The sequence below is a fragment of the Mesorhizobium sp. B2-3-4 genome (assembly GCF_006442315.1).
In the GTDB taxonomy this organism is placed as follows: domain Bacteria; phylum Pseudomonadota; class Alphaproteobacteria; order Rhizobiales; family Rhizobiaceae; genus Mesorhizobium.
The window spans coordinates 35,946-55,815 of record NZ_VFVY01000016.1 but is presented as its reverse complement, the minus strand read 5'-3'; the positions used below and the strand labels follow the sequence as shown (position 1 = coordinate 55,815).

General features: G+C 65.3%; 19 protein-coding genes. 11 read left to right on the top strand and 8 right to left on the bottom strand.

The window, feature by feature from the left end; genetic code table 11:
• Positions 1-127: 127 nt before the first annotated feature.
• The 3 genes from FJ967_RS22345 to FJ967_RS22335 all read left to right on the top strand — a co-directional run bounded on the left by FJ967_RS22345 (position 128) and on the right by FJ967_RS22335 (position 2,286).
• Entirely contained in the window at positions 128-1,039 is a 912-nt protein-coding gene (locus FJ967_RS22345) for a transcriptional regulator GcvA (protein ID WP_140733980.1), read from the top strand.
• Positions 1,040-1,209: 170 nt separating this feature from the next.
• Positions 1,210-2,052, top strand: a complete 843-nt coding sequence (locus FJ967_RS22340) for a hypothetical protein (protein WP_140733979.1) — start codon at positions 1,210-1,212, stop codon at positions 2,050-2,052.
• Positions 2,053-2,070: 18 nt separating this feature from the next.
• Positions 2,071-2,286, top strand: a complete 216-nt coding sequence (locus FJ967_RS22335; protein ID WP_140733978.1) for a hypothetical protein — start codon at positions 2,071-2,073, stop codon at positions 2,284-2,286.
• A 94-nt stretch (positions 2,287-2,380) separates the two neighbouring features.
• Here the strand turns inward: FJ967_RS22335 and FJ967_RS22330 are convergent, their stop codons facing one another.
• Positions 2,381-3,424 carry an aldehyde reductase gene (locus FJ967_RS22330; protein ID WP_140733977.1) on the bottom strand — a complete coding sequence of 348 codons (1,044 nt, stop codon included), beginning with the start codon at positions 3,422-3,424 and terminating at the stop codon, positions 2,381-2,383.
• Between the two features lie 133 nt (positions 3,425-3,557).
• Here FJ967_RS22330 and FJ967_RS22325 point away from each other — a divergent pair, with 133 nt between their 5' ends.
• Complete coding sequence (locus tag FJ967_RS22325) at positions 3,558-4,511, top strand: AraC family transcriptional regulator (protein ID WP_140733976.1); 954 nt, start codon at positions 3,558-3,560, stop codon at positions 4,509-4,511.
• Positions 4,512-4,706: 195 nt separating this feature from the next.
• Here FJ967_RS22325 and FJ967_RS22320 read toward each other — a convergent pair whose 3' ends face one another.
• From FJ967_RS22320 to FJ967_RS22310, 3 genes are read right to left on the bottom strand one after another with little or no spacing between them, the layout of a single operon-like run.
• Positions 4,707-4,919 carry a 4-oxalocrotonate tautomerase family protein gene (locus tag FJ967_RS22320; RefSeq protein ID WP_140733975.1) on the bottom strand — a complete coding sequence of 71 codons (213 nt, stop codon included), beginning with the start codon at positions 4,917-4,919 and terminating at the stop codon, positions 4,707-4,709.
• 28 nt (positions 4,920-4,947) lie between these two features.
• Positions 4,948-5,838, bottom strand: a complete 891-nt coding sequence (locus FJ967_RS22315) for an SDR family oxidoreductase (RefSeq protein ID WP_140733974.1) — start codon at positions 5,836-5,838, stop codon at positions 4,948-4,950.
• 10 nt (positions 5,839-5,848) lie between these two features.
• The gene (locus FJ967_RS22310; protein ID WP_140733973.1) at positions 5,849-6,598 is read right to left on the bottom strand and encodes an SDR family oxidoreductase; all 750 of its coding nucleotides are present in this window, start codon (positions 6,596-6,598) and stop codon (positions 5,849-5,851) included.
• A 103-nt stretch (positions 6,599-6,701) separates the two neighbouring features.
• Between FJ967_RS22310 and FJ967_RS22305 the strand changes: the two genes are divergently transcribed.
• Together FJ967_RS22305 and FJ967_RS22300 are read left to right on the top strand one after the other, a co-directional pair.
• Positions 6,702-7,595 carry a LysR family transcriptional regulator gene (locus tag FJ967_RS22305; RefSeq protein ID WP_140733972.1) on the top strand — a complete coding sequence of 298 codons (894 nt, stop codon included), beginning with the start codon at positions 6,702-6,704 and terminating at the stop codon, positions 7,593-7,595.
• Positions 7,596-7,699: 104 nt separating this feature from the next.
• Positions 7,700-9,349 carry an acyl-CoA synthetase gene (locus FJ967_RS22300; RefSeq protein WP_140733971.1) on the top strand — a complete coding sequence of 550 codons (1,650 nt, stop codon included), beginning with the start codon at positions 7,700-7,702 and terminating at the stop codon, positions 9,347-9,349.
• Positions 9,350-9,546: 197 nt separating this feature from the next.
• On the opposite strand, the gene FJ967_RS22295 is transcribed toward FJ967_RS22300, so the two are convergent.
• Positions 9,547-10,176 carry a CGNR zinc finger domain-containing protein gene (locus FJ967_RS22295; RefSeq protein WP_140733970.1) on the bottom strand — a complete coding sequence of 210 codons (630 nt, stop codon included), beginning with the start codon at positions 10,174-10,176 and terminating at the stop codon, positions 9,547-9,549.
• 53 nt (positions 10,177-10,229) lie between these two features.
• Here FJ967_RS22295 and FJ967_RS22290 point away from each other — a divergent pair, with 53 nt between their 5' ends.
• A complete protein-coding gene (locus FJ967_RS22290) occupies positions 10,230-11,024 on the top strand; it encodes a DUF2066 domain-containing protein (RefSeq protein WP_140733969.1) in 795 nt (264 codons plus the stop codon).
• Between the two features lie 117 nt (positions 11,025-11,141).
• On the opposite strand, the gene FJ967_RS22285 is transcribed toward FJ967_RS22290, so the two are convergent.
• Positions 11,142-11,321: a hypothetical protein gene (locus FJ967_RS22285; RefSeq protein WP_140733968.1), complete on the bottom strand. Its 180-nt coding sequence runs from the start codon at positions 11,319-11,321 to the stop codon at positions 11,142-11,144.
• Positions 11,322-11,821: 500 nt separating this feature from the next.
• Positions 11,822-12,712 (bottom strand): LysR family transcriptional regulator, encoded by an 891-nt coding sequence (locus FJ967_RS22280; RefSeq protein WP_140733967.1) that lies wholly within the window; start codon positions 12,710-12,712, stop codon positions 11,822-11,824.
• Positions 12,713-12,919: 207 nt separating this feature from the next.
• Between FJ967_RS22280 and FJ967_RS22275 the strand changes: the two genes are divergently transcribed.
• Both FJ967_RS22275 and FJ967_RS22270 read left to right on the top strand, forming a co-directional pair.
• Positions 12,920-13,849 (top strand): DMT family transporter, encoded by a 930-nt coding sequence (locus FJ967_RS22275; RefSeq protein ID WP_140733966.1) that lies wholly within the window; start codon positions 12,920-12,922, stop codon positions 13,847-13,849.
• Positions 13,850-13,894: 45 nt separating this feature from the next.
• A complete protein-coding gene (locus FJ967_RS22270) occupies positions 13,895-14,617 on the top strand; it encodes a haloacid dehalogenase type II (RefSeq protein WP_140733965.1) in 723 nt (240 codons plus the stop codon).
• 32 nt (positions 14,618-14,649) lie between these two features.
• On the opposite strand, the gene FJ967_RS22265 is transcribed toward FJ967_RS22270, so the two are convergent.
• Positions 14,650-16,674 carry an ABC transporter ATP-binding protein/permease gene (locus FJ967_RS22265; protein ID WP_140734081.1) on the bottom strand — a complete coding sequence of 675 codons (2,025 nt, stop codon included), beginning with the start codon at positions 16,672-16,674 and terminating at the stop codon, positions 14,650-14,652.
• Between the two features lie 173 nt (positions 16,675-16,847).
• Between FJ967_RS22265 and FJ967_RS22260 the strand changes: the two genes are divergently transcribed.
• Positions 16,848-17,732, top strand: a complete 885-nt coding sequence (locus tag FJ967_RS22260) for a hypothetical protein (protein WP_140733964.1) — start codon at positions 16,848-16,850, stop codon at positions 17,730-17,732.
• A gap of 213 nt (positions 17,733-17,945) precedes the next feature.
• Positions 17,946-19,832: a molecular chaperone HtpG gene (gene htpG / locus FJ967_RS22255; RefSeq protein ID WP_140733963.1), complete on the top strand. Its 1,887-nt coding sequence runs from the start codon at positions 17,946-17,948 to the stop codon at positions 19,830-19,832.
• Positions 19,833-19,870: the final 38 nt, after the last annotated feature.

Sequence of the window (19,870 nt, the reverse complement as noted above, 5' to 3'; positions counted from 1 at the left end):
TCAGCGCGTCGTTGGGCGGGAAAGTCCGGTGCGGGCGCTTGGTACGCCTTAATATTGGAGGATCAGGGGCTGGACGACAAACGACTCTTTGTGCAGGATTTGTGAGCATCACTCACAGGTCAAGGCCATGCCTCGCAGATTGCCGCCCCTCACCGCTTTGCCCGCCTTCGACGCCGCCGCCAGGCATTTGAGCTTCTCCAGGGCAGCCGAAGAGCTCAACGTCACCCATGGCGCCGTCAGCCGTGCCATCCGCAACATCGAGGACAGGCTGGGCATCCAGCTTTTCGACCGCGGCACGCGCTCCGTGCGCCTCACCGCTGTCGGCGCGACCTATGCGACGGAGGTCGGCAAGGCGCTGGACCAGATCGCCGCCGCCACCATCGCCGCCACGCCCGACCGCTCGACACGCATCCTGAACGTCAGCACGTCGGACGGTTTCGCCGGCCGCTGGCTGGTGCCGAGGCTGCATCGCTTCCACCGCGCCAATGCCGATATCGACGTGCGGCTGGCCACCTCGGGCGTGCTGGCCGATTTCGTCAGCGATGGCATCGACATTGCCATCCGCTACGGCCGGGGCGGCTACGCCGGCGTGACGGCGGAATTCCTCGCCGACGAGGAGGTTTTCCCCGTCTGCAGCCCCGAACTTCTGACAGGCGACCATCCACTGCGGCAGCCCGGAGATCTGAGGCATCACAAGTTGATCCACGACGCCTTCCGCATCGACTGGGCGGCATGGCTCGAACAGGCCGGCGTCACCGACATCGATCCCAAACGCGGCGTGCGCTTCGATTCCGCCACCTTCGCCGTCGAGGCGGCGGTGCATGGTGAAGGCGTGCTGCTCGGCCGCAGCGCACTGGTCTCGGCCGATCTCGCATCCGGGCGGCTGGTGCGGCCCTTCGACCTCGCGCTGAAGTCAGCCGCGCGCTACTACGTCGTCTATCCCGAAGGCGCGTTGCGCCAGAAAAAGGTCAGGGCGTTCCGTGATTGGCTGTTCGCCGAGATCGCGACCGACTGGGCTGGCGCCAGGGCAGGAAACTGACCCGCATTCCTTGGAAGAGAAGCCCGCTTCCCACAGGCATCTGAACGCAACCTAATCACTTTTTCTTGATCGTATTCTACATAAGCAACGATTTGTATAATGTATTAGCACAGTAGAAATTGGCTAATTTCCATAATCTCTGGTGGTGGGGGATCACATTGAGATATCTGTTGACTGCACGCCGTTTTTCGGCGGCGGCTTGCCTTTTACTTTCCAGTTGCGGCCTCTATGCGCCTCAAAAAGAACTGTTCTACGCCAATGCGATCGACCAGAACGGCCGGTCGCGAAACGGCAAGATTGAAAGCAATGTGATCGCGAATATTCGATGCGAGATCACGAAGGGCATATATGACGCCGTCAATACTGGAAGTGTGCCGTGGATGGCGACGTGGGGAACCACGATCTCTCTCAATCTTGTCTGGGACGAGCAGTCGAGCATCAGTCCAGGTTTGTCCTACTCCGATCCTTTCGGCGTTTCGAAGACGTTCACCCTTGGCGCGGGAGGCACCGCTTCGGCGCATGCCACCCGCAACGAGGCCATCACCTTCACGCTCGAAAACAAGACGCTCCTTGCCGAGGCCGTCCTGACGCGAAGGGCAAACGGCAAGCTCGATTGCAGCGCGCTGGCCGATGGTGTGACGGTCGAAAGCGACCTCGATATCGACCAGTTCATCTACGACAAGGCGACGATCGCGGGCGGACACGAGGCCACCACCAAGACGATCGACTATCCGCAGTTCAGCACCTTCCAGGAGACTCTCACCTTCGTGGCTTCGGTCAGCGCGAACATGACGCCGACATGGAAGCTCACGCGCTTCACCGCCAATCCGAGCGGCAACTTCCTGAGCGCCACGCGGATGAAAACAAGCACGGTCGTCATCACGCTCGGCCCTCTGGCAAAACACGCCAGCCCGGCCGGCCCCGCCGAACTGGCGATCCAGGCACAGGTTCAGCACGACGCCGCCCTCACGGGCGGAGCGGTCGCATCGTCACTGCTCAGTCAGGGCCGGTAGGCTCACGGAGGAAAAGACATGGCACGCAAAGACAACGCCCGGTCGATCGACAAGGATCTTGTCCAGACGCGCAAGGGCAAGAACTACTATCCCCTCGATACCGTTCTCGCCTCGATCAACCCTTGTGCGGGCAAGAAAGACAATACGTCGTGCGGCAGCGGCTGCATCTGCCTGGGCGGCCAATGCCACTACACGCTGTACCAGCTGACGACGAAGGGCTTCACCATCGAGTAATATGGGGTCACCGGGAGCGTGATGGACGGCCAGCATTTCGCAACCGGACCCGACCCGCCTGCCCCGGTCACCCGCCTGCCGCCCGCCGCTTGGCCTATGCTGCTTTCGAGCCGCCCACCAGGCCCAGCCGCAGCAGGCTCTCGGCCGTGGCGACGATCGCTTCCTCCGCCGGACGCGGCGTCCAGCCGAGCAGGCGCGCCGCTTTTTCGCTGGTGGCGTCCATCGTCACGCCGAGATGCCTGGCGAGCATCCTGATCGTTGGATCGCCGCGCAGCGCCAGCAGGCGGATCACCCAATTGGGGATTTCACGGGTCGGCACCTTGGCTGCCGCGGCGCCCATCCTGCGCCGCAACACCTTGGCGACATCAGCCATCCACAGGCTGTGGCCGGAAATGCCGATGAAGCGCTCGCCCTTCGCCGCCGGACTGGTCATCGCCAACAGGTGCAAATCCGCCAGGTCGCGCACGTCGACATAGCCGGAATTGACCTTGGGACAGCCGGGCATGCCATCCATCAGCCGCTTGATCAGCCCGATCGAATGCGAATAGTCGGGAGCCAGGACCGGCCCGAGCACCGCGACCGGATTGACGGCGGAAAGTTCGAGGCCGCGCCCTTCCCTGGCGATGAAATCCCAGGCGGCGCGTTCAGACAGCGTCTTCGACTTCTGGTAGGCCGGCACGTAGCCCGAAAGATCGGTCCAGTCGGCCTCGTTGAACGGTTGCGTCCGAGGCCCGTGGCCCATGGCGACAGCGCCTATGGCCGACGTCAGCACCACGCGCCTGACGCCGGCGTCGCGCGCGGCGCGCAGCACCCGGAGCACGCCGTCGACGGCCGGCCTCACCCAGTCCTCCTCGCGCGTCTGGCTGCCGGAAGGCGTGGGCGAAGCGCCATGCATCACAAAGGCACAGCCCTTCACCGCCTCCGCCCAGCCGGCGTCCGAGGTCAGATCCGCCTCGGCGAAGGACAGCCGCTCGCCAGGCTCGGCGCCGCCTTCCCGCAGCATCGCGCGCACCTCGGCCTCACGGCTCAGCGACCGCACCGTGGTGCGCACCCGGTAGCCGGCCTCGAGCAGCTTCAGCATGCAATGCGAGGCGATGAAGCCGGAGCCGCCGGTCACCAGAACCAATTCGTCGTTCATGTCGGTCTCCACTTGTCCGCCGCTCGAGGCGGCCTGTTCACTGGCCGTCTGCTTGGGCCCTGGCCATCAGCTATGCCTGCCCGCTCGATTGTGAATGCTTGAAACTCCGCATAAATTGCGCGAGAGTACAAAGATGACGGCAGACCCCTTCTCCGAAATCCTCAAATTCACCAGCGCGCAAACCATGGTGACGGGCGGGTTCACCGCCGGCGGGCTGTGGGCGCTGCGCTTTCCCGCGCCCGAGAAGATCAAGTTCTTCGCCGTGGTGAAGGGCGCTTGCTGGATCCGTCTGGAGGGCGAGGCCGAGCCGGTGCATGCGCTGACCGGCGACGTGCTGCTGCTGGCGGCGCGGCGCGCCTTCATCCTGGCCAGCGACCTTTCCGTCCCGCCGCTCGACGCCATGGCGGTGTTCTCCGGCTGCAAGATCGCGCAATTGGGCGACGGCAACGACTTCACGCATATTGGCGGCCATGTGCTGCTCGACCAGGCGAGCGGGCGCCTGCTGGCCGATGTCCTGCCGCCCTGGATCCACATCAAGGCGTCCTCGCCGCAGGCCGCCATCCTGCGCTGGATCCTCGACCAGCTCGTCCGCGAGCAGGCCGATGGACGACCGGGCGCCAGCCTTGCCACGGCGCAACTGGCGCAGCTCCTGTTCATCCAGGTGCTGCGGGCGCATCTGGAGACCTCCGATATGATGCCTGCCGGCTGGCTGCGCGCGCTCGCCGATCCGCGCCTGGCGCCGGCGCTGCGGCTGATGCATGGCGAGCCCGGCCGCGACTGGCATCTGGACGAACTCGCCAGGGCAGCCGCCATGTCTCGCACCAGTTTTGCTTTCCACTTCAAACAGATCGCCGGCGTCGCGCCGCTGACCTATCTGACGCAATGGCGCATGCATCTGGCCGAACGCGCCTTGCGCGAGGAGGATATGCCGGTGGCAGTGCTTGCCCGTTCGCTGGGCTACACCTCGGAAAGCGCCTTCAGCAACGCCTTCAAGCGCGCCACCGGCAACGCGCCCAAGCGGTACCGGACCGCAAGGCAGGCCGAGCCGCGGGACGCGGAGGCACAGCCGTTGAGTCTTGTTTCCTGAGATATTCGAGGCGACAGGCGAGACAGGTGGACAGCTCGGGGCTGTCCACCTGGCCCCCGCCTGATGCGCGTCGCCCCAATGGGGGCATCGATTTTAGGGAACGACACGCATCGAAAGGCCCCGAGGCCAGAGTGGACGCTGGCGTTAGCGGCGACCAGTCGTCATATGACGGTATTGAGCGCCTGGGGCTTTGGCCTACTCCCTGGCGCGGTAGGCTTCCGGAATGGTGAACACCTCGTCGGCGCGGCCATAGCCGCCATCGGCGACCTCCTCCACCAGCACCATCGTGGTGGGCCGCACGCCCTCGCCAAAAAAGTCGACGAACATGGCCGTCGTGCGGTGGATGAGGTCTTCCTTCTGCGCCCTGGAGAGCGCGGCCTGCGGTACTTTAATGTTGGCGAACGGCATTGTCGTAGTCCTTCTCTTAGGTTGGATGTCAGGCTTGGGGATGGATGAGGTCGGCAAGGCCGATCCGCTCCAGGAGTTGCGCGCGCACGCGGTCGGCAACGCCGTTGACGATTTCAGCGCCATCCTGGGAAGGGTCGATATGGACGCGCAGCGGCCGCTTTCCATGCGGCATGGCGACGAGGCCGACGATGGCCGCCGCGACCTCGGCCGGATCGGCATCGGCCGGCTCCAATGCCGCCAGCCCCTTCAGCACCTTCTGGTCGACACTTTCATAGGGGCCGGACCAGTAGAGGCCGGCGCGCCCGGCATCCGCGGGTGCCGCCGCATGGTGGAAATGCTCCGTGCCCCTGGTGAAGGCGCCCGGCACCACGATGGTGGTCTCGATGCCGAAACGGACCAGTTCCAGCGCATAACTCTGCGCCAGCGCGTCCATGCCGGCCTTGGCGGCGAAATAAGGTGCCAGGAAGGGCGGCGTGCCGCCGCGCGTGCTGCTCGACCCGACCCAGATCATCTGGCCGCGTCCAAGCGCCCGCATGTGCGGCAGCGCGGCGCGGTTGACACGCTGCGTGCCGACGACGTTGACGTCATAGAGCTGCGCCAGTTGCTCGGGCGAGAACGCTTCCGCCGGTCCGAACCCCATATGCCCGGCATTGTGGATCAGCACGTCGAGCTGGCCGGCCTCACCCAGGATTTGCTGGATCGCCGCTTCGGCGGAGGCATCCGAGGTGACGTCGAGCGCGATCGGCCTCAGCACCACGCCCTCCTTACCCGCCAGCGCCTCCATTTCGGCTACCGCCGCGCCGCGTGCCGAGGGGTCGCGCATCGAGGCGTAGACCTTGTGGCCGGCCCTTGCCAGCGCCCGCGCGGTCATCGCGCCGAAGCCCGAGGAGGCACCGGTGATCAGGATTGTCTTTTGCATGGCCATCTCCTCAGATCACGCCGCCATTGGCGCGGATGATTTGCCCGTTGACCCAGAAGCTGTCCGGCCCGGCCAGGAACGAGACCACGCCGGCAATGTCGTCGGGCTGGCCGAGCCGGCCAAGCGGGATCATGTTACCGATGGCCTCGATTTGCGTGGCGCTCTTGCCGTCGGTGAACAGCGCCGTCTCGACCGGTCCAGGCGCCACCGCGTTGACGGTGACGCGGCGCGCGCCGAGCTCCTTGGCCAGGATGTGCGTCATCGCCTCGACCGCCGCCTTGGTGGCGGCGTAGACGCCGTAGCCCGGCTGGTAGAGGCCGACGACGCTCGATGAGAAATTGACGATGCGGCCGCCGTCGCGCAGCCGGCGCGCGCCTTCGCGCATGCCGCGGAACACGCCGCCGAGATTGATCGCGACCTGGGTTTCGAAGAAGGCGTCATCGGCCTGCGCGATCGGCGAAAGCTTCATGATGCCGGCATTGTTGACCAGGATGTCGATGCCGCCGAACGTCTTCTCGCCGGCGTCGAACAGACTGGTCATGCCGGCGGGATCGGCGATGTCGGCCTGCACGGCGATCGCCTTGCCGCCATCGGCCTCGATGGCGCGCACCAGCGCCTCGGCCTCGGCCTGTCCGCGTGCATAGTTGACGACGACGGCGACGCCGTCGCGGGCGAGCCGCCGCGCGATCGCCGCGCCGATGCCTTTGGAGGCGCCGGTCACGATCGCCGCCCTGGCTTGCCCTGCTTGGTCAGATGTCATGGAAGTCTCTCCTTGTTGTTGGTGAGACGGATATAGGCCACGCCATCTTCCGGATAATCAGCCTTCAATTGACATCACTATTCGGAAAATGCGAACAAAGCGCATGGATCGGCTCGACACGATGCGGCTCTTCGTTCGCGTGCTGGAGCGGCGCAGTTTCACCGCCGCCGCCGCCGATCTCGGCCTGCCGCGCTCGACCGCGACGGAAGCGATCCGGCGGCTGGAAGAGCATCTTGGCGCAAGGCTGCTGGAACGCACCACGCGCCAGGTGAACGCCACCCAGGACGGCGAGGCCTATTACCGCCGTTGCCTGTCCATCCTGGCCGAGATCGAGGATGCCGAGGCCGCCTTCCGCGACGCCGAGCCCTTCGGCCTGCTGCGCATCGATGCCAGCACGCTGCTCACCCGCACTTTCCTGCTGCCGCGCCTGCCGCAATTCCTCGAGCGCTATCCGCGCATCGACCTGCAGATCGGCCAGAGCGACCGGCTGGTCGACCTCGTGCGCGAAGGCGTCGACTGCGTCATCCGCGTCGGCGAGCCGCCCGACTCCGGCATGATTATGCGGCGCCTGGCCATGATCCGCGAGATGACCTGCGCCAGCCCCGCCTATCTCGCGCGCCACGGCATGCCCGCCTCCCCCGACGCGCTGGACGGCCACCAGGCGATCGGCTTCGTCTCCTCGCGCACCGGCGAGGTGCTGCCTTTCGAATTCACCGTCGCCGGCAGGACGCGCGAGGTCAGGCTGCCCGGCCGCGTCGCCGCCAACAATTCCGACACCGCCGCCGACCTCGCCCGGCTTGGGCTCGGCCTCATCCAGGCGCCGCGCTACCGCTTCGAGAAGGACCTTGCCGACCACACGCTGGTCGAGGTTCTGGCCGACTATCCGCCCTCGCCGACGCCGCTATCCGCACTCTACCCGCAGAACCGGCAGCTTTCGCCGCGCCTGCGCGTTTTTCTCGACTGGGCGGCGCGCATCTTCGCCGAGGCCAACCTGTAGGGCTGGAGATGGAGGACAGGCATCCATCGTTGCCCATCGGCGCGATCTGATGGCATTGTCGCCACGCGCCACGGGGAGATGGCGCACCGCAGGGGAGGACTGCCATGACCGGGCTGCCGCGCTATGACGATGCCGTCGCGGGTTTCCGCATCGAGGATGAGATCGCCCGGCTGCAAGGCGACCCGGCGACCGGCATCAACGCCTATGTCGAATGCTGCGGCCGCCATACCGGTCATAACCGGTTGGCGCTGCGCGCCATCTCCGCCGGCGGCGAGCTCCGCGAATTCACCTTCGACGATCTCGACGCCCTATCCGGCCGCGTCGCCAACCTGCTCGGGCAATTGGGCGTCGGCCCCGGCGATGTCGTCGCCGGCATGCTGCCGCGCATTCCCGAACTGCTGGCGCTGATCCTCGGCGTCTGGCGCATCGGCGCCGTCTACCAGCCGCTGTTCACCGCTTTCGGCCCGAAGGCCATCGAGCACCGGCTGGGATACTCCGGGGCAAAGCTGGTAGTGACCAATCCGGCCAATCGCGGCAAGCTCGACGAGGTCGCGAACCCTCCCCCCATCGCCACCATCCTCGGCACCGGCGATGCGTTGCATCGAGGCGACATCGATTTCCGCGCCGCCCTCGCCGCCGCCTCGCCAGGCTGCGAGCCGGTGATGCGCCGGGGCGAAGACCTGTTCATGATGATGTCGACCTCTGGCACCACAGGTCTGCCCAAGGGCGTGCCGGTGCCGCTTGGCGCGCTGATGGCCTTCGGCGCCTATATGCGCGATGCGATCGGGCTGCGCCCCGACGACGTCTTCTGGAACATCGCCGATCCGGGCTGGGCCTACGGCCTCTATTACGCCATCACGGGTCCGCTGCTGCTCGGCATCGCCACCACCTTCAATGAAGGCGCCTTCACCGCTGGGAACACTTACGAGGTCATCGAGCGGCTCGGCGTCACCAGCCTTGCCGGCTCGCCTACCGCCTTCCGCCTGCTTCTTGCCGAAGGGCCTGAAGCAGCCACCCGCGTAAAAGGCCGGCTGCGCGTGGTGAGCAGCGCCGGCGAGCCGCTCAACCCGGAGGTGATCCGCTGGTTCGACGCCCATCTCGCGGCACCCATCCACGACCATTACGGCCAGACCGAGAACGGCATGATGGTCAACAACCACCATGGGCTTTCGCATACCGTTCGCGCGGGGTCGGCGGGCTTCGCCATGCCGGGCTACCGCATGGTGGTGCTGGACGAGGCCGGCCGCGAGCTCGGCCCCAACCAGCCCGGCGTGCTCGCCGTCGACATCGCCAACTCGCCGCTCCGCTGGTTCGGCGGCTACCACCAGGCCGAAACCCCGGCGATCGCGGGCGGCTATTACCGCACCGGCGACACGGTGGAATACGAGCCGGACGGCTCAGTCTCCTTCATCGGCCGCGCCGACGACGTCATCACCTCGTCCGGCTACCGCATCGGCCCCTTCGACGTCGAAAGCGCGCTGATCGAACACCCCGCCGTCACCGAAGCCGCGGTCGTCGGCGTGCCCGACCCCCAGCGCACCGAAATCGTCAAGGCCTTCGTCATCCTGGCGCCAGCCTACCAGGGTAGCCCCGAACTCGCCGACGACCTGGCGCAACATGTGAGAAAGCGCCTCTCGGCCCACGCCTATCCCCGCGAAGTGGAATTCGTGACGGAATTGCCGAAGACGCCGAGCGGGAAAATACAGCGGTTTTTGTTGCGGAAGGCGGAGGTGGAGAAGAGGAAGGGGGCTTGAATGGGGCCGCAAGCTGACTGTCGGGTTTCGGTCACGCTCGGCGGATAGCTGCCGTTCAGCGACGGCCCCAACGGGTGTTCGACGACATCGAGCTTATGCAAAAGCCGGTAGAGCTCCGGCGTGTCGTGGCCAGCATGGCACGGGCAATTGGCGAGGCAGGCCGCGAGTGCCAGCCTAAGCGGTTGGAAGGCGCCAATTTATTTGCGATGTACCAGACGATGTCGGGCTGCCTTGGCCCGGTTCCCGCAACCATCCATCGAGCACCAGCGCCGTGGTTTTGAACGGCTCTCGTTGATGAAGAAGCCGTCGCAATGGTTGGCTTCACAACGCCTGATGTCGTTCCCTGGGGGAAACAACAACAGCATGGCGGCCGCCGCAGCCGATCGGCGCAGGGGCAGGTGAATGGCCTCGGTTGCCGAGGCGGAGGCAAGGTTCAGGATTTCGCCAAGCCCGGCAGAGCCGCTCGCTTGCGCGATCGATGCCTTCATGTCGCGCAAGCTCGCGCTTTTTGCTGCTGGGCTTGTGTTGAGATTTCTCGCCGACCGCATGAGCCATGACTTCAGGCTCGCGCGCAACGTCAGCACCTCGACATGCACGTCGCCGGCGAGGCCTCCATGATTTCGCGCCAACCGCTTGAGAGATCGCGCTTCTGCTTCCGATAGCAGTTGGGCGGGAATGCAAAAGGCTAGCAGGTCCTGATAGGACGCAATGAAGTCTACCTCGTTCCCGTCGCGCCAGTGCAGCGTGTTGGCAAGGTCGAGCGCGGGAGCACCGCCCAGCATGCGCATGGAGCCGAGCGGCGAAACGTAGGTTCGGGTTGATTCCATCCCGCCAGTATGTAACCCTTTAAAAGGTTACTCAAGAGTGCAGGAGGGGTTCATTGAAGAAGGCGTTGTTGACATTGCTGGCCTGGTTTGCGTTTTCCGCCGTGGCCAACGCGGACGACGATGTGCTCTATCGCTCGAGCCTGATCGTCACAGGAGATCGCGAGGAGACCCGAGTCCCCGCCATCCCACAGGGATTTGAGTTGGCCGCGCAAAAGCTGACGGGAAATCCCGACATCGCGCAAAACCCAGCCTTCGCTTCGCTGGCCGTCGGGTCGCGCGGCATGGTCTGGTCCTATACCTATCACGACCGCATGTTCGGCATTCCAATCCATGATGAGCAAGGCACGCGCGATCGTCCTTTCGATCTCACCTTCCAGTTTGACCGAAAGCGGATGAACGATGCGATGGCGGCGATGGGTGAACTGCCGTGGCTCGGCGCGCGCCCGAAGCTGGCAGTCGTCATCGAAGTCACCGATCTTGCACGGAGCTATGTGCTCGCAGCCGACGGCCCCCACGGCTCTGACCTGCGCTCAAGCTTTGAAGACGCTTCTGCACGCTTCGCGATGCCGATCGTCTTCGCTAGGGAGACCGATCTGGCTGGGATCACGCCGGAAAAGATTGACACCATGTCGCTAGAGGTTTTGACCGGGCTGAAATCCAAACTGCGGGCCGACGCGATCCTGGTCGGTCATCTCGACTGGGAGACCAGGGAGCCGGGCTGGCACGCGATTTGGCGCCTGCCATTGAGCGCTCACAGTCCGATTTGGGAAACAGCCGGCGTGAACTTCGATGCTGCGTTCCGCCACGCCGTCGGCGGTGCAGCTAAGCGATTGCGGCCAAAAGAATAGTTCATTGCCGCAGCCACGATCCTCTTGCGGAGGCCATGCTGAAGGCCGCTGCGGAGAAGGTCAAGCTCTACTTTCGCCAGCAACGCCGCTTTAGTGACTGGAATGGTGGAGGTAAAACTAGTCACGGTCTCGCGGCGGCTTCGGTGGCCGGACCTGGGTGGCAAGCCCAACCGCGCCCAACAGGAGGCCGAAGGCGATCAAGGCGGGTGCGCCGTCGATTTCGTAGTAGACCGACACGCTCAGGGCTAACAACGTGGCGACGAGGAACAGCACAAGCTGCGGGAGGTAGCGATTCAAAACAGAGCTCCGGCGGTCTAACCGCCGGGCCGTCCCGGACATTATCACTCGTAGAGAGTGGAGGACGTGGCCTCTGATAAAAGGCTACGTTTTGTGGCACTGTTGGTCAATGGCCGGAAGTTCGCATCAGTTCAATGGCAGCTCACGCGCAACGAGGAGAAGTCGGTTGCTGCTCGGAAGGTCGGAACACTCGACGATGACTGGCCTGAGCCTGAGAGTTCCGGCGAAACTCAATTGACCGTTAGGTTACATGTCCCGGGTACGGCTCCACGCAAGCCACTATGCCGAAGCTGCGACGTTTGAGGGTTCTCAACCCGTCGACCCTGCTGCTGGATTCCGCGACTGAGCACCCTTGCAGCAAGCGCCCATCTACGCACAACGTCCGCTTTCAGGAATATCAACGCTTGGCTCTACCACTGCTGCGGAGGCGCGAAGCGGACGTCCAGCATTGGTGATGAAAGCACGAATATCCGATTGTGGCCCGGAACGCCAAAGCCCCCTCACCCCGCGATCTGCAGCGCACCCTGGCGCCGCACCTCGGCCTCGATCTCCTTCACCAGTGTCTCCAGCGCCGGGTTGCGGGCATTACGGGCGCGGCGGATGATGTAGGCGAGGTCAGGCGGTTTGGGGAATGTCTTGTCGACGATCTCCATGCCGGGCTGGAGATGGCGCTGGCTGAGCAGTGCGACGCCGAGGCCGGAGGTGACGCCGGCGATGATGCCGGCCGCACTCGAACATTCGAACACGATCTCGAACACCGTTCCTTCGTCCTGGCCGAGATCGAGGCCCCAGCGGCGATAGAAGCAGTTTTCGTCGAAGGACAGGAACGGCACCGGGTCGCCTTTGGCAAGGGTGAGTTCGGGCGACTTCACCCAATGCAGCGTCTCGCGCAAGAGCACGACGTCGGTGGGCCGGACCTCGTGCTGGAACACCTGGATGATGGCCGCGTCGAGCGCGCCTTCGCCAAGCAGCTTCTGCAAGGCGAGGCTCATGCGCACCTGCGTGCGCACGCTGACCTCGGGATGGAGCCGGCGGAACCGGCCAAGGATGCGCGACAGGTCGGTGCAGGTCGTGTCCTCGGTCATCCCCAGCGCGATCTTGCCCTGCAGCGTGCTCTTCGACAGGCTGAGGATCGCCTCGTCATGGATGCCCAGTATGCGCCGCGCGTAGCCCAGCAGGTCCTGGCCCGAACCGGTGAACATCGGCGCATTCGCCTTGCGGCTGAGGAGCTCGCAGTCGAGGCTTGCCTCCAGCCGCCGGATCTTGTGGCTGACGGCCGACTGCGACAGGCCCAGCATCTCGGCCGCGCGCGTGACGCCGCCATGTTTGTCGATCGCCACCATCGCCCGCAAGGCGTCGACATCCAGGCGGCGGCTCATCACTCCAGCCATGACAATCCTCGTTTGAAACGACGTCCCGTTCCAGTTCCTTGCGCGGAACCGGCTCCAAGGCAAATTCATATGCCAGATTTCGTGGCTATTTCATGAGTTCATCGAAATTTGTCATGTGCAAAGGCGTGCCCGCCGCCATAAATCCGCGGCTCGGATCGGCCGTGATCCGCCTGGCGCAGCACCGCGCCGCTTCGACGAAGAGACCGCATGACGCTGCCCAAACCCAACCGCCTTGCCTGGCCGCTTCTGGCGACAGCACTGGTCGTCAGCTGGAGTTCGGGGTTCGTCGGCATCCGCTATGCCAGCGAGAGCGCCGACGTCATGCTGGTGCTGTTCTGGCGCACCTTGATGTCGGGGCTGGTGCTGCTGCCCTTCGCGCTGATGGTCGGACCGCGCATCGGCGCGCGCGCCCTGATGCGGCAGATGGCGTTCGGCGTGGCGATGATGTTCCTTTATCTCGGCGGCTTCGCGCTTGCCATCGGCCAGCGCGTGCCGACTGGCCTTGTCGCGCTGATCTCGGACCTCGTCCCGCTCGCCATCGCGGCGCTTTCCCAGCCCATCCTCGGCCACCGGCTGACAGCGAGGCAATGGACCGGAACCGCGCTCGGCGTGCTCGGCGTGCTGATCGTCTCGCTGAACAGCCTCAGCCTCGGCACGGCGCCGGCCTGGGCCTATATGGTGACCATCGCCTCCATGATGGTCTTCGCGCTGGCGACCGTGCTGCAGAAGCGGCTGGGCACGATCGACATGCCCATCCACCAGAGCCTGTGCATCCAGTGCCTGACGGCGGCGGTCTTCTTTGCCGCCTGCGCCGGCTGGAATGGCGGGCTGATACCGCCGCTCGATGGCCGGTTCGAGTTCGGCATCGCCTGGCTGGTGCTGTTTTCGACCTTCTTCTGCTACGGCGTCTACTATGTCAGCCTGCGCCTCCACAGCGCCGCCGAGGTCAGCAGCGTGATCTATCTCAGCCCGCCGGTGACGATGCTGTGGGCCTGGCTGCTGTTCGGCGAGCCGCTCTCGGTGGCCATGGCCATCGGCCTCGCCGTGACATTGTTCGGCGTCTGGCTGACCTCCTCGCGCGGCACGGCATCGACGGCCGAGGCAGGTTTGCGGCCGCTCGGGCAGCCGGCCGACTGATCGCGATCCGCAACGTCAACCATCCACCCCGAGGGAGTGAACCCGATGAAGCTGACTGATTTCAAGGCCCTGACCTTCGACTGCTACGGCACCCTCATCGATTGGGAAACCGGCATGATCGAGGCGCTGAAGCCGCTGACCACGCGGGTCGGCCGCCCCTTGAGCCGCGACGACATCCTGCAGGCGCATGCAAGGCACGAATCCAGCCAGCAGACCTGGACGCCGCAAAAACGCTACAGCGACCTCCTGGCGGTCGTCTACAAGCGGCTGGCGGAGGAATGGGGTGTCGTGGCCACGCCGCAGGAATGCATCGCCTATGGCCAGAGCGTGAAGGACTGGCCGGCCTTCGCCGATTCCGCCGCCGCCTTGCACTATCTGAAGCAGCACTACAGGCTCGCCATCCTGTCCAACATCGACAATGCGAGCTTCGCCTTCAGCAACAGGAAGCTCGGCGTCGATTTCGATGCGATCTATACCGCCGAGGACATCGGCTCCTACAAGCCGTCGCCGCGCAATTTCGACTATATGCTGGAGAAGCTGGCGACGCTCGGGATCGGCGACAAGGATATCCTGCATACGGCCGAGAGTATGTTCCACGACCATGCCGTGACCACCCGCATCGGCCTCGCATCGTGCTGGATCCATCGCCGGCACGCCGATCAGGGTTTCGGCGCCACGATGCATCCCGGCGACATGCCGAAAGTGGACTTCCGCTTCGAAAGCATGGCCGCCCTCGCCGAAGCCCACAGGAAAGAAATACGCGGCTGATTGACCGCGCGGCGGACGATCCCTGGCAATCGTCAGCTCTTCTTACGAGACGCCGCGCCACGCTCGGACGGCTTTTCGGCTGAAGCGCCGGAGCCCCACAAGGCGCGGCCGAGCAAGCCCCTGCGCTTGCGCGGCAGGAGATCGATGTCGCTGACCAGCTTTGCCCCGCCCTTGCGTCGTTCCAGCGTGATCTTGCGGCTGTGAAAAGCCTCCAGCTCGGCCCGGTGCGCCACGCTGACGATCGTGACGTCGGGCAATTCCTTGATGACGGTCTCCATCATCTTGTCCTGGCTCTTGTCGTCGAGTGCCGCCGTCGCTTCGTCCAGCACGACGATGTCGGGCGCGTGCAGCAAGAGCCGCGCGAAGGCGAGCCGCTGCTTTTCTCCGCCCGACAGGGTCTGGTCCCATGGCGCGTCTTCCTCGATCCTGTCGCCGAGATGACCGAGCCCCACCTTGTCGAGGGCGGCCTTGATCTGGGGCACTGTCCAGTCTTCGGCCGCACCGGGATAAGCCGTCGCCCGGCGCAGCGTGCCGGAGGGGATGTAGGGGCGTTGCGGCAGCATGAACAGGCGCTTGCCCGGATGGAAGTCGACGCTGCCGCCGCCCCACGGCCACAGGCCGGCGATCGCCCGCACCAGCGTGCTCTTGCCCGAACCGGATTCGCCGGCCACCAGCAGCCGCTCGCCCGGCTGGATCGCGACCTCGGTTTCCTTGACCACGGCGGTGCCGTCGTCGAGCGAGACGGAGAGCTCGTTGAGGCTGAGCATCGTATCGTCCCTGGTCTCGCCGCGGTTGATGCGGCCGAGCGCGTCGCTCTCCTCGGCGCGCTCGAGCCCGTCGAGCGACATCATCAGCGAGGCGATGCGGCGCGCGGAGGCGTTCCAGTCGGCGAGCCGCGGGTAATTGTCGACCAGCCATCCGAACGCCCCCTGGACGATGGCAAAGGCGGATGCTGCCTGCATGACTTGCCCAAGCGACATTGAGCCGTCGAGGAATTTCGGCGCGCACAACAGCACCGGCACCACCGGCGCGAACAGGCTCGACCCCTGCGAGACCAGCGCGGTTCGCATATGCTGGCCGGCAAGCATCGCCCACCGCTTCAACACGCCGGCGAAGGTCCTGTCGATGCCGCTGCGCTCCTCCTCCTCGCCGCCGAGCAAGGCGATGCTCTCGCCGTTTTCGCGCACGCGCGTCAGCGTGTAGCGGAATTCCGCCTCTGCCTGGTTCTTCTGCTCGGAGAGTTCGACAAAATGCCGGCCGATGATCACCATCGAGGTGGAGGTGATGGCGGCATAGATGACCGCGGTGATGACGAGGAAGCCCGGAATGGTGACGCTCGAGGAGCCGATCGGCAGCGTCAGCGCGCCGCCGATCGTCCACAGCACGACGATGAAGGTCGAGGCCGCCAGGAAGGCGTTGATGACGCCGGACACGAAATCGACGGGCGATTCGGTGGCGATCCGCAGATCCTCGGCGATGCGGGCTTCCGGGTTCTGGTGATCGCCGCTGACCAGATTGAGCTGGTAGTAGCGGCCATTGGTCAGCCAGCGGCCGATGACCGAGGTGGTGAGCCAGGAGCGCCAGCGGCGCTGGATCGTCATGCGCAGATAGACCTGCGCGACGACGAGGCTTGCGCTGCCAAGCACCAGCGGCACGAACACGGCGCTGAGGAAATAGACGGTCGGCGCATTGCGCTGCTCGATGGCGTCGAAGATCGAGCGGTTCCACACATTGATCCCGTACTGGATGCCGACATTGACGCAGATCAGGATCAGCAGCCCGATCGTGCACGGCCAGGCCAGCCTGTCGCCGCGCCGGCTCCAATAGCCGCGCGCGCTGATCCAGAAGCGTTTCAGGAGGTATTTCTTGCGCGCCCGCTCGGCCTGTTCGGGGGTCAGTTGCGGATCGGGCTCCACCGCCTCCGGCGGCGGCGGCGGCGCCTCGCCGACGACCTCGGAAACGGCCTCGACATCGGGCGCTTTCTTTCGGCGCGGCTTCCCCGCACCGTTCGGTCTGGTGCCGCCGGCCGGCTTGGGTCTGGATTTGATGTCTGCCACAACCGCCATAACGGCCTCGAAATCGGAAGGTTTCATTGTTCCCGGCCGATCTTGCTTGCGAGCATGCGGAGCCGTTCAGCCGTCATGGGATCAGACAATGGCCGCCTGCGGCTTCATTGCCGCACAATCGCCACCAAGCCACGCCAAGAGCTTGCGAAATGGGAGGGTCCACGATGCGTCTGGTTTGGGGTTTGGTGTTCGCGCTGGCGAGCGGTGCGGCTTATGCAGCCTCGCCCGAGGACGACTACATCGCCGCGCGCGACAAGGCGATCGCGGCCATCGCCGCGATGGAAAGCGCGAACGACCCCGTGGAAACGCTGGACGCGGCCAATGAAAAGGCCCGCGCCGACCTCGAAAAGCGGCTTTCGGCGCTGCTCGGGCCTTTCACTGTCAAGGATTTTCCGGCGGCCGGCACCATCAACATCGAAAGCCTGAGCTCTTCCGATGTCGGCTTCGGCATGCTTGACGGGCTGCGCCATGGCACCGAGGACGGCCCGAGCATCGTTGCCTCGACGCGCGGACTGGTCGAGCGCTGGCTGAAATCGCGCGCCGCCGAGACCGACGCCGATCTCAAACTGCCAACCGGTTTCGACGCCGCGCTGAAGCTCGATGCCTTCTATACCCAGGCCATCGGCAGCGACGCCGCCTTCACCGGCACGCTCGACTTCAAGCTGAAGACGCCTGACGGCGCCGACATGGCGATCGCCCGCCTCGGCGGCTGGGCTCAGGATGTCGGCCCGAACTACGACCAGGAAATCGTCGTCACTGTCGTCAAGGGCAACAGCGTCCTGATCGCCGAGGCGCCGGCGACACCGCCGGTCCCCAAGATCGCGGCCTGCGATGCGGTATGGACCGCCGCCGACGACGCCGCCCAGAAGCTCGCCAAGCAGGCCACCGACGACAGCGACGAAAATACCTCCGATGCCGCCAACGCCGCCTGGGCCAAAGGCGACAGCGACTTCCGCGCCTGCATCGGCAAGAGCCTGCCCGACAACCCGGCCTTCCCCGCGCTGCTCGCCCAGGCACAGGCGCTTGCCGACAAGATGGCGGGCAAGTAACGGCGCAGACGCGGCCGATCTCCCCCACGTGGGGGAGATCGGCAGTTTCGCCGCCGCGCCAATTCCACCCCCTTGTCGCCTTCGCATCGCGTCACGATATTGTCGGCGCGCTGGTTTGCTGAGCGCAGTTGCCGGCGCAATTGAAAATGGTTGAACGACGAAGCCGGATCGTGCATGGCGCGGCGGGTGAATGAACAGCGTGGGAAACCTGGAATGACGACAGAGACGAAACCGACGGAAACCAGGGCGTTCGAGGCCGACGTTTCGCGGCTGCTGCACATGATGGTGCACTCGGTCTATTCCGATAAGGACGTCTTCCTGCGCGAACTGATTTCCAACGCCGCGGACGCCTGCGAGAAGCTGCGCTTCGAGGCCGTCAGCCGTCCCGAACTTCTGGCCGACGACGCCAGGCCGCGCATCGCGATTACCGCCGACGCGGACAACAGACAGATCACCGTCGAGGACAACGGCATCGGCATGAGCCGCGACGACATGGCCGAGGCGCTGGGCACCATCGCCCGTTCGGGCACGCGCGCCTTCATCGAGCGCGTCGGTTCCGATAGCGAGGACACACAGCTCATCGGCCAGTTCGGCGTCGGTTTCTATTCCGCCTTCATGGTGGCGGACAGGGTCGACGTCATCAGCCGCCTGGCGGGAAGCGACGAGGCCTGGCGCTGGTCGTCCGACGGCAAGGGCTCTTACGAGATCGCGCCGGCTCCACTCGAAGCAGCACCCCGGCGCGGCACCCGCGTCGTGCTGCATCTGATGGAAGACGCCGCCTCCTACACCACATCATACCGGCTCGAAGGCCTGGCCAAGTCGCAGTCCGGCCATGTGCCCGTGCCGATCACGCTGGTCGAAAAACCCGGCGCCGAGCCGCGCGACATCGCCGACGGCACCGCGCTCTGGGTCAGGCCGAAAAGCGAAATCAAGCCCGAGGAATACACCGATTTCTACCGCGGTCTCGCCGGCCAGTACGACGAGCCGGCGGCCACGATCCATTTCCGCGCTGAAGGCCGCCAGGAATACTCGGTGCTCGCCTTCGTGCCAGGGTCGCGACCGTTCGATCTCTTCGACCAGGACCGCAAGGGCCGCATGAAGCTCTATGTGCGCCGCGTCTTCATCACCGACGATGCGGAGCTCCTGCCGCGCTACCTGCGCTTCGTGCGCGGGCTGGTCGATTCCGCCGACCTGCCGCTCAACGTCTCGCGCGAGATGATCCAGGAAAGTCCGCTGCTGGCCTCGATCCGCAAGGGCCTGACCAACCGCGTGCTCGGCGATCTTGCCAAGCTGGCCGAAAACGACGCCGAGGCCTATGCGAAAATCTGGGAAAACTTCGGCGTCGTCCTCAAGGAAGGGCTCTATGAGGATCATGAGCGGCGCGAGCAGCTCCTAAAACTCGCCCGCTTCCGCTCAACGGCCTCGGGCGAAGGCTGGCGCGGTTTGGCTGACTACGTCTCGGCAATGAAGGACGGCCAGAAGGCGATCTTCTTCATGGCCGGCGACGACCGCGCCCGGCTCGAAGCCTCGCCGCAGTTGGAAGGCTTCAAGGCGCGCGGCATCGAGGTGCTGCTCCTCACCGACCCGGTCGACAGCTTCTGGGTGACGATGGCGCCGGAGTTCGACGGCAAGCCGTTCAAGTCGGTGACGCAGGGCGGGGCCGAGCTTTCCGACATCCCCCTGGCTGACGAGGCGAAGAGGCCGGACGTGTCGGCGACGCCCGAAGTCGACAGCTTCCTCGCCTTCGTCAGGACCGCGCTTGGCGATGCCGTCTCGGACGTGAAGCCCTCCGACCGCCTGACCGAAAGCGCCGTCTGCCTGGTGGCGCCCGAGCACGGACCGGACCGGCAGTTCGAGCGGCTGATGAACGCCGCCGGCCGCCTCGACAAGGCGGCAAGACCCATCCTCGAAATCAACCCCCGCCACGAGCGCGTCCTGGCGCTGGCCAGACTCGGCGACGACGAACAGGCCTTCAAGGACGACGCCGCCCACCTCCTCTACGACGAGGCACGCGTGCTCGACGGCGACAAGCCGGCCGACGCCAGGGCGTTTTCGGAGCGCTTGGCGCGGTTGATCGCAAGGGGTATCCCGAAGGGCTGAGGCCAGAACAACTCCAGGGAAAGTGTGAAACGGTTTTC

Coding starts and splice junctions, on each gene's coding strand:
- FJ967_RS22335 (WP_140733978.1), top strand. CDS start 2,071: ATGGCACGCAAAGACAACGCCCGGTCGATCGACAAGGATCTTGTCCAG.
- FJ967_RS22295 (WP_140733970.1), bottom strand. CDS start 10,176: ATGGAATCAACCCGAACCTACGTTTCGCCGCTCGGCTCCATGCGCATG.
- FJ967_RS22270 (WP_140733965.1), top strand. CDS start 13,895: ATGAAGCTGACTGATTTCAAGGCCCTGACCTTCGACTGCTACGGCACC.
- FJ967_RS22305 (WP_140733972.1), top strand. CDS start 6,702: ATGGATCGGCTCGACACGATGCGGCTCTTCGTTCGCGTGCTGGAGCGG.
- FJ967_RS22320 (WP_140733975.1), bottom strand. CDS start 4,919: ATGCCGTTCGCCAACATTAAAGTACCGCAGGCCGCGCTCTCCAGGGCG.
- FJ967_RS22315 (WP_140733974.1), bottom strand. CDS start 5,838: ATGCAAAAGACAATCCTGATCACCGGTGCCTCCTCGGGCTTCGGCGCG.
- FJ967_RS22325 (WP_140733976.1), top strand. CDS start 3,558: ATGACGGCAGACCCCTTCTCCGAAATCCTCAAATTCACCAGCGCGCAA.
- FJ967_RS22300 (WP_140733971.1), top strand. CDS start 7,700: ATGACCGGGCTGCCGCGCTATGACGATGCCGTCGCGGGTTTCCGCATC.
- FJ967_RS22260 (WP_140733964.1), top strand. CDS start 16,848: ATGCGTCTGGTTTGGGGTTTGGTGTTCGCGCTGGCGAGCGGTGCGGCT.
- FJ967_RS22330 (WP_140733977.1), bottom strand. CDS start 3,424: ATGAACGACGAATTGGTTCTGGTGACCGGCGGCTCCGGCTTCATCGCC.
- FJ967_RS22310 (WP_140733973.1), bottom strand. CDS start 6,598: ATGACATCTGACCAAGCAGGGCAAGCCAGGGCGGCGATCGTGACCGGC.
- FJ967_RS22275 (WP_140733966.1), top strand. CDS start 12,920: ATGACGCTGCCCAAACCCAACCGCCTTGCCTGGCCGCTTCTGGCGACA.
- FJ967_RS22345 (WP_140733980.1), top strand. CDS start 128: ATGCCTCGCAGATTGCCGCCCCTCACCGCTTTGCCCGCCTTCGACGCC.
- htpG (WP_140733963.1), top strand. CDS start 17,946: ATGACGACAGAGACGAAACCGACGGAAACCAGGGCGTTCGAGGCCGAC.
- FJ967_RS22280 (WP_140733967.1), bottom strand. CDS start 12,712: ATGGCTGGAGTGATGAGCCGCCGCCTGGATGTCGACGCCTTGCGGGCG.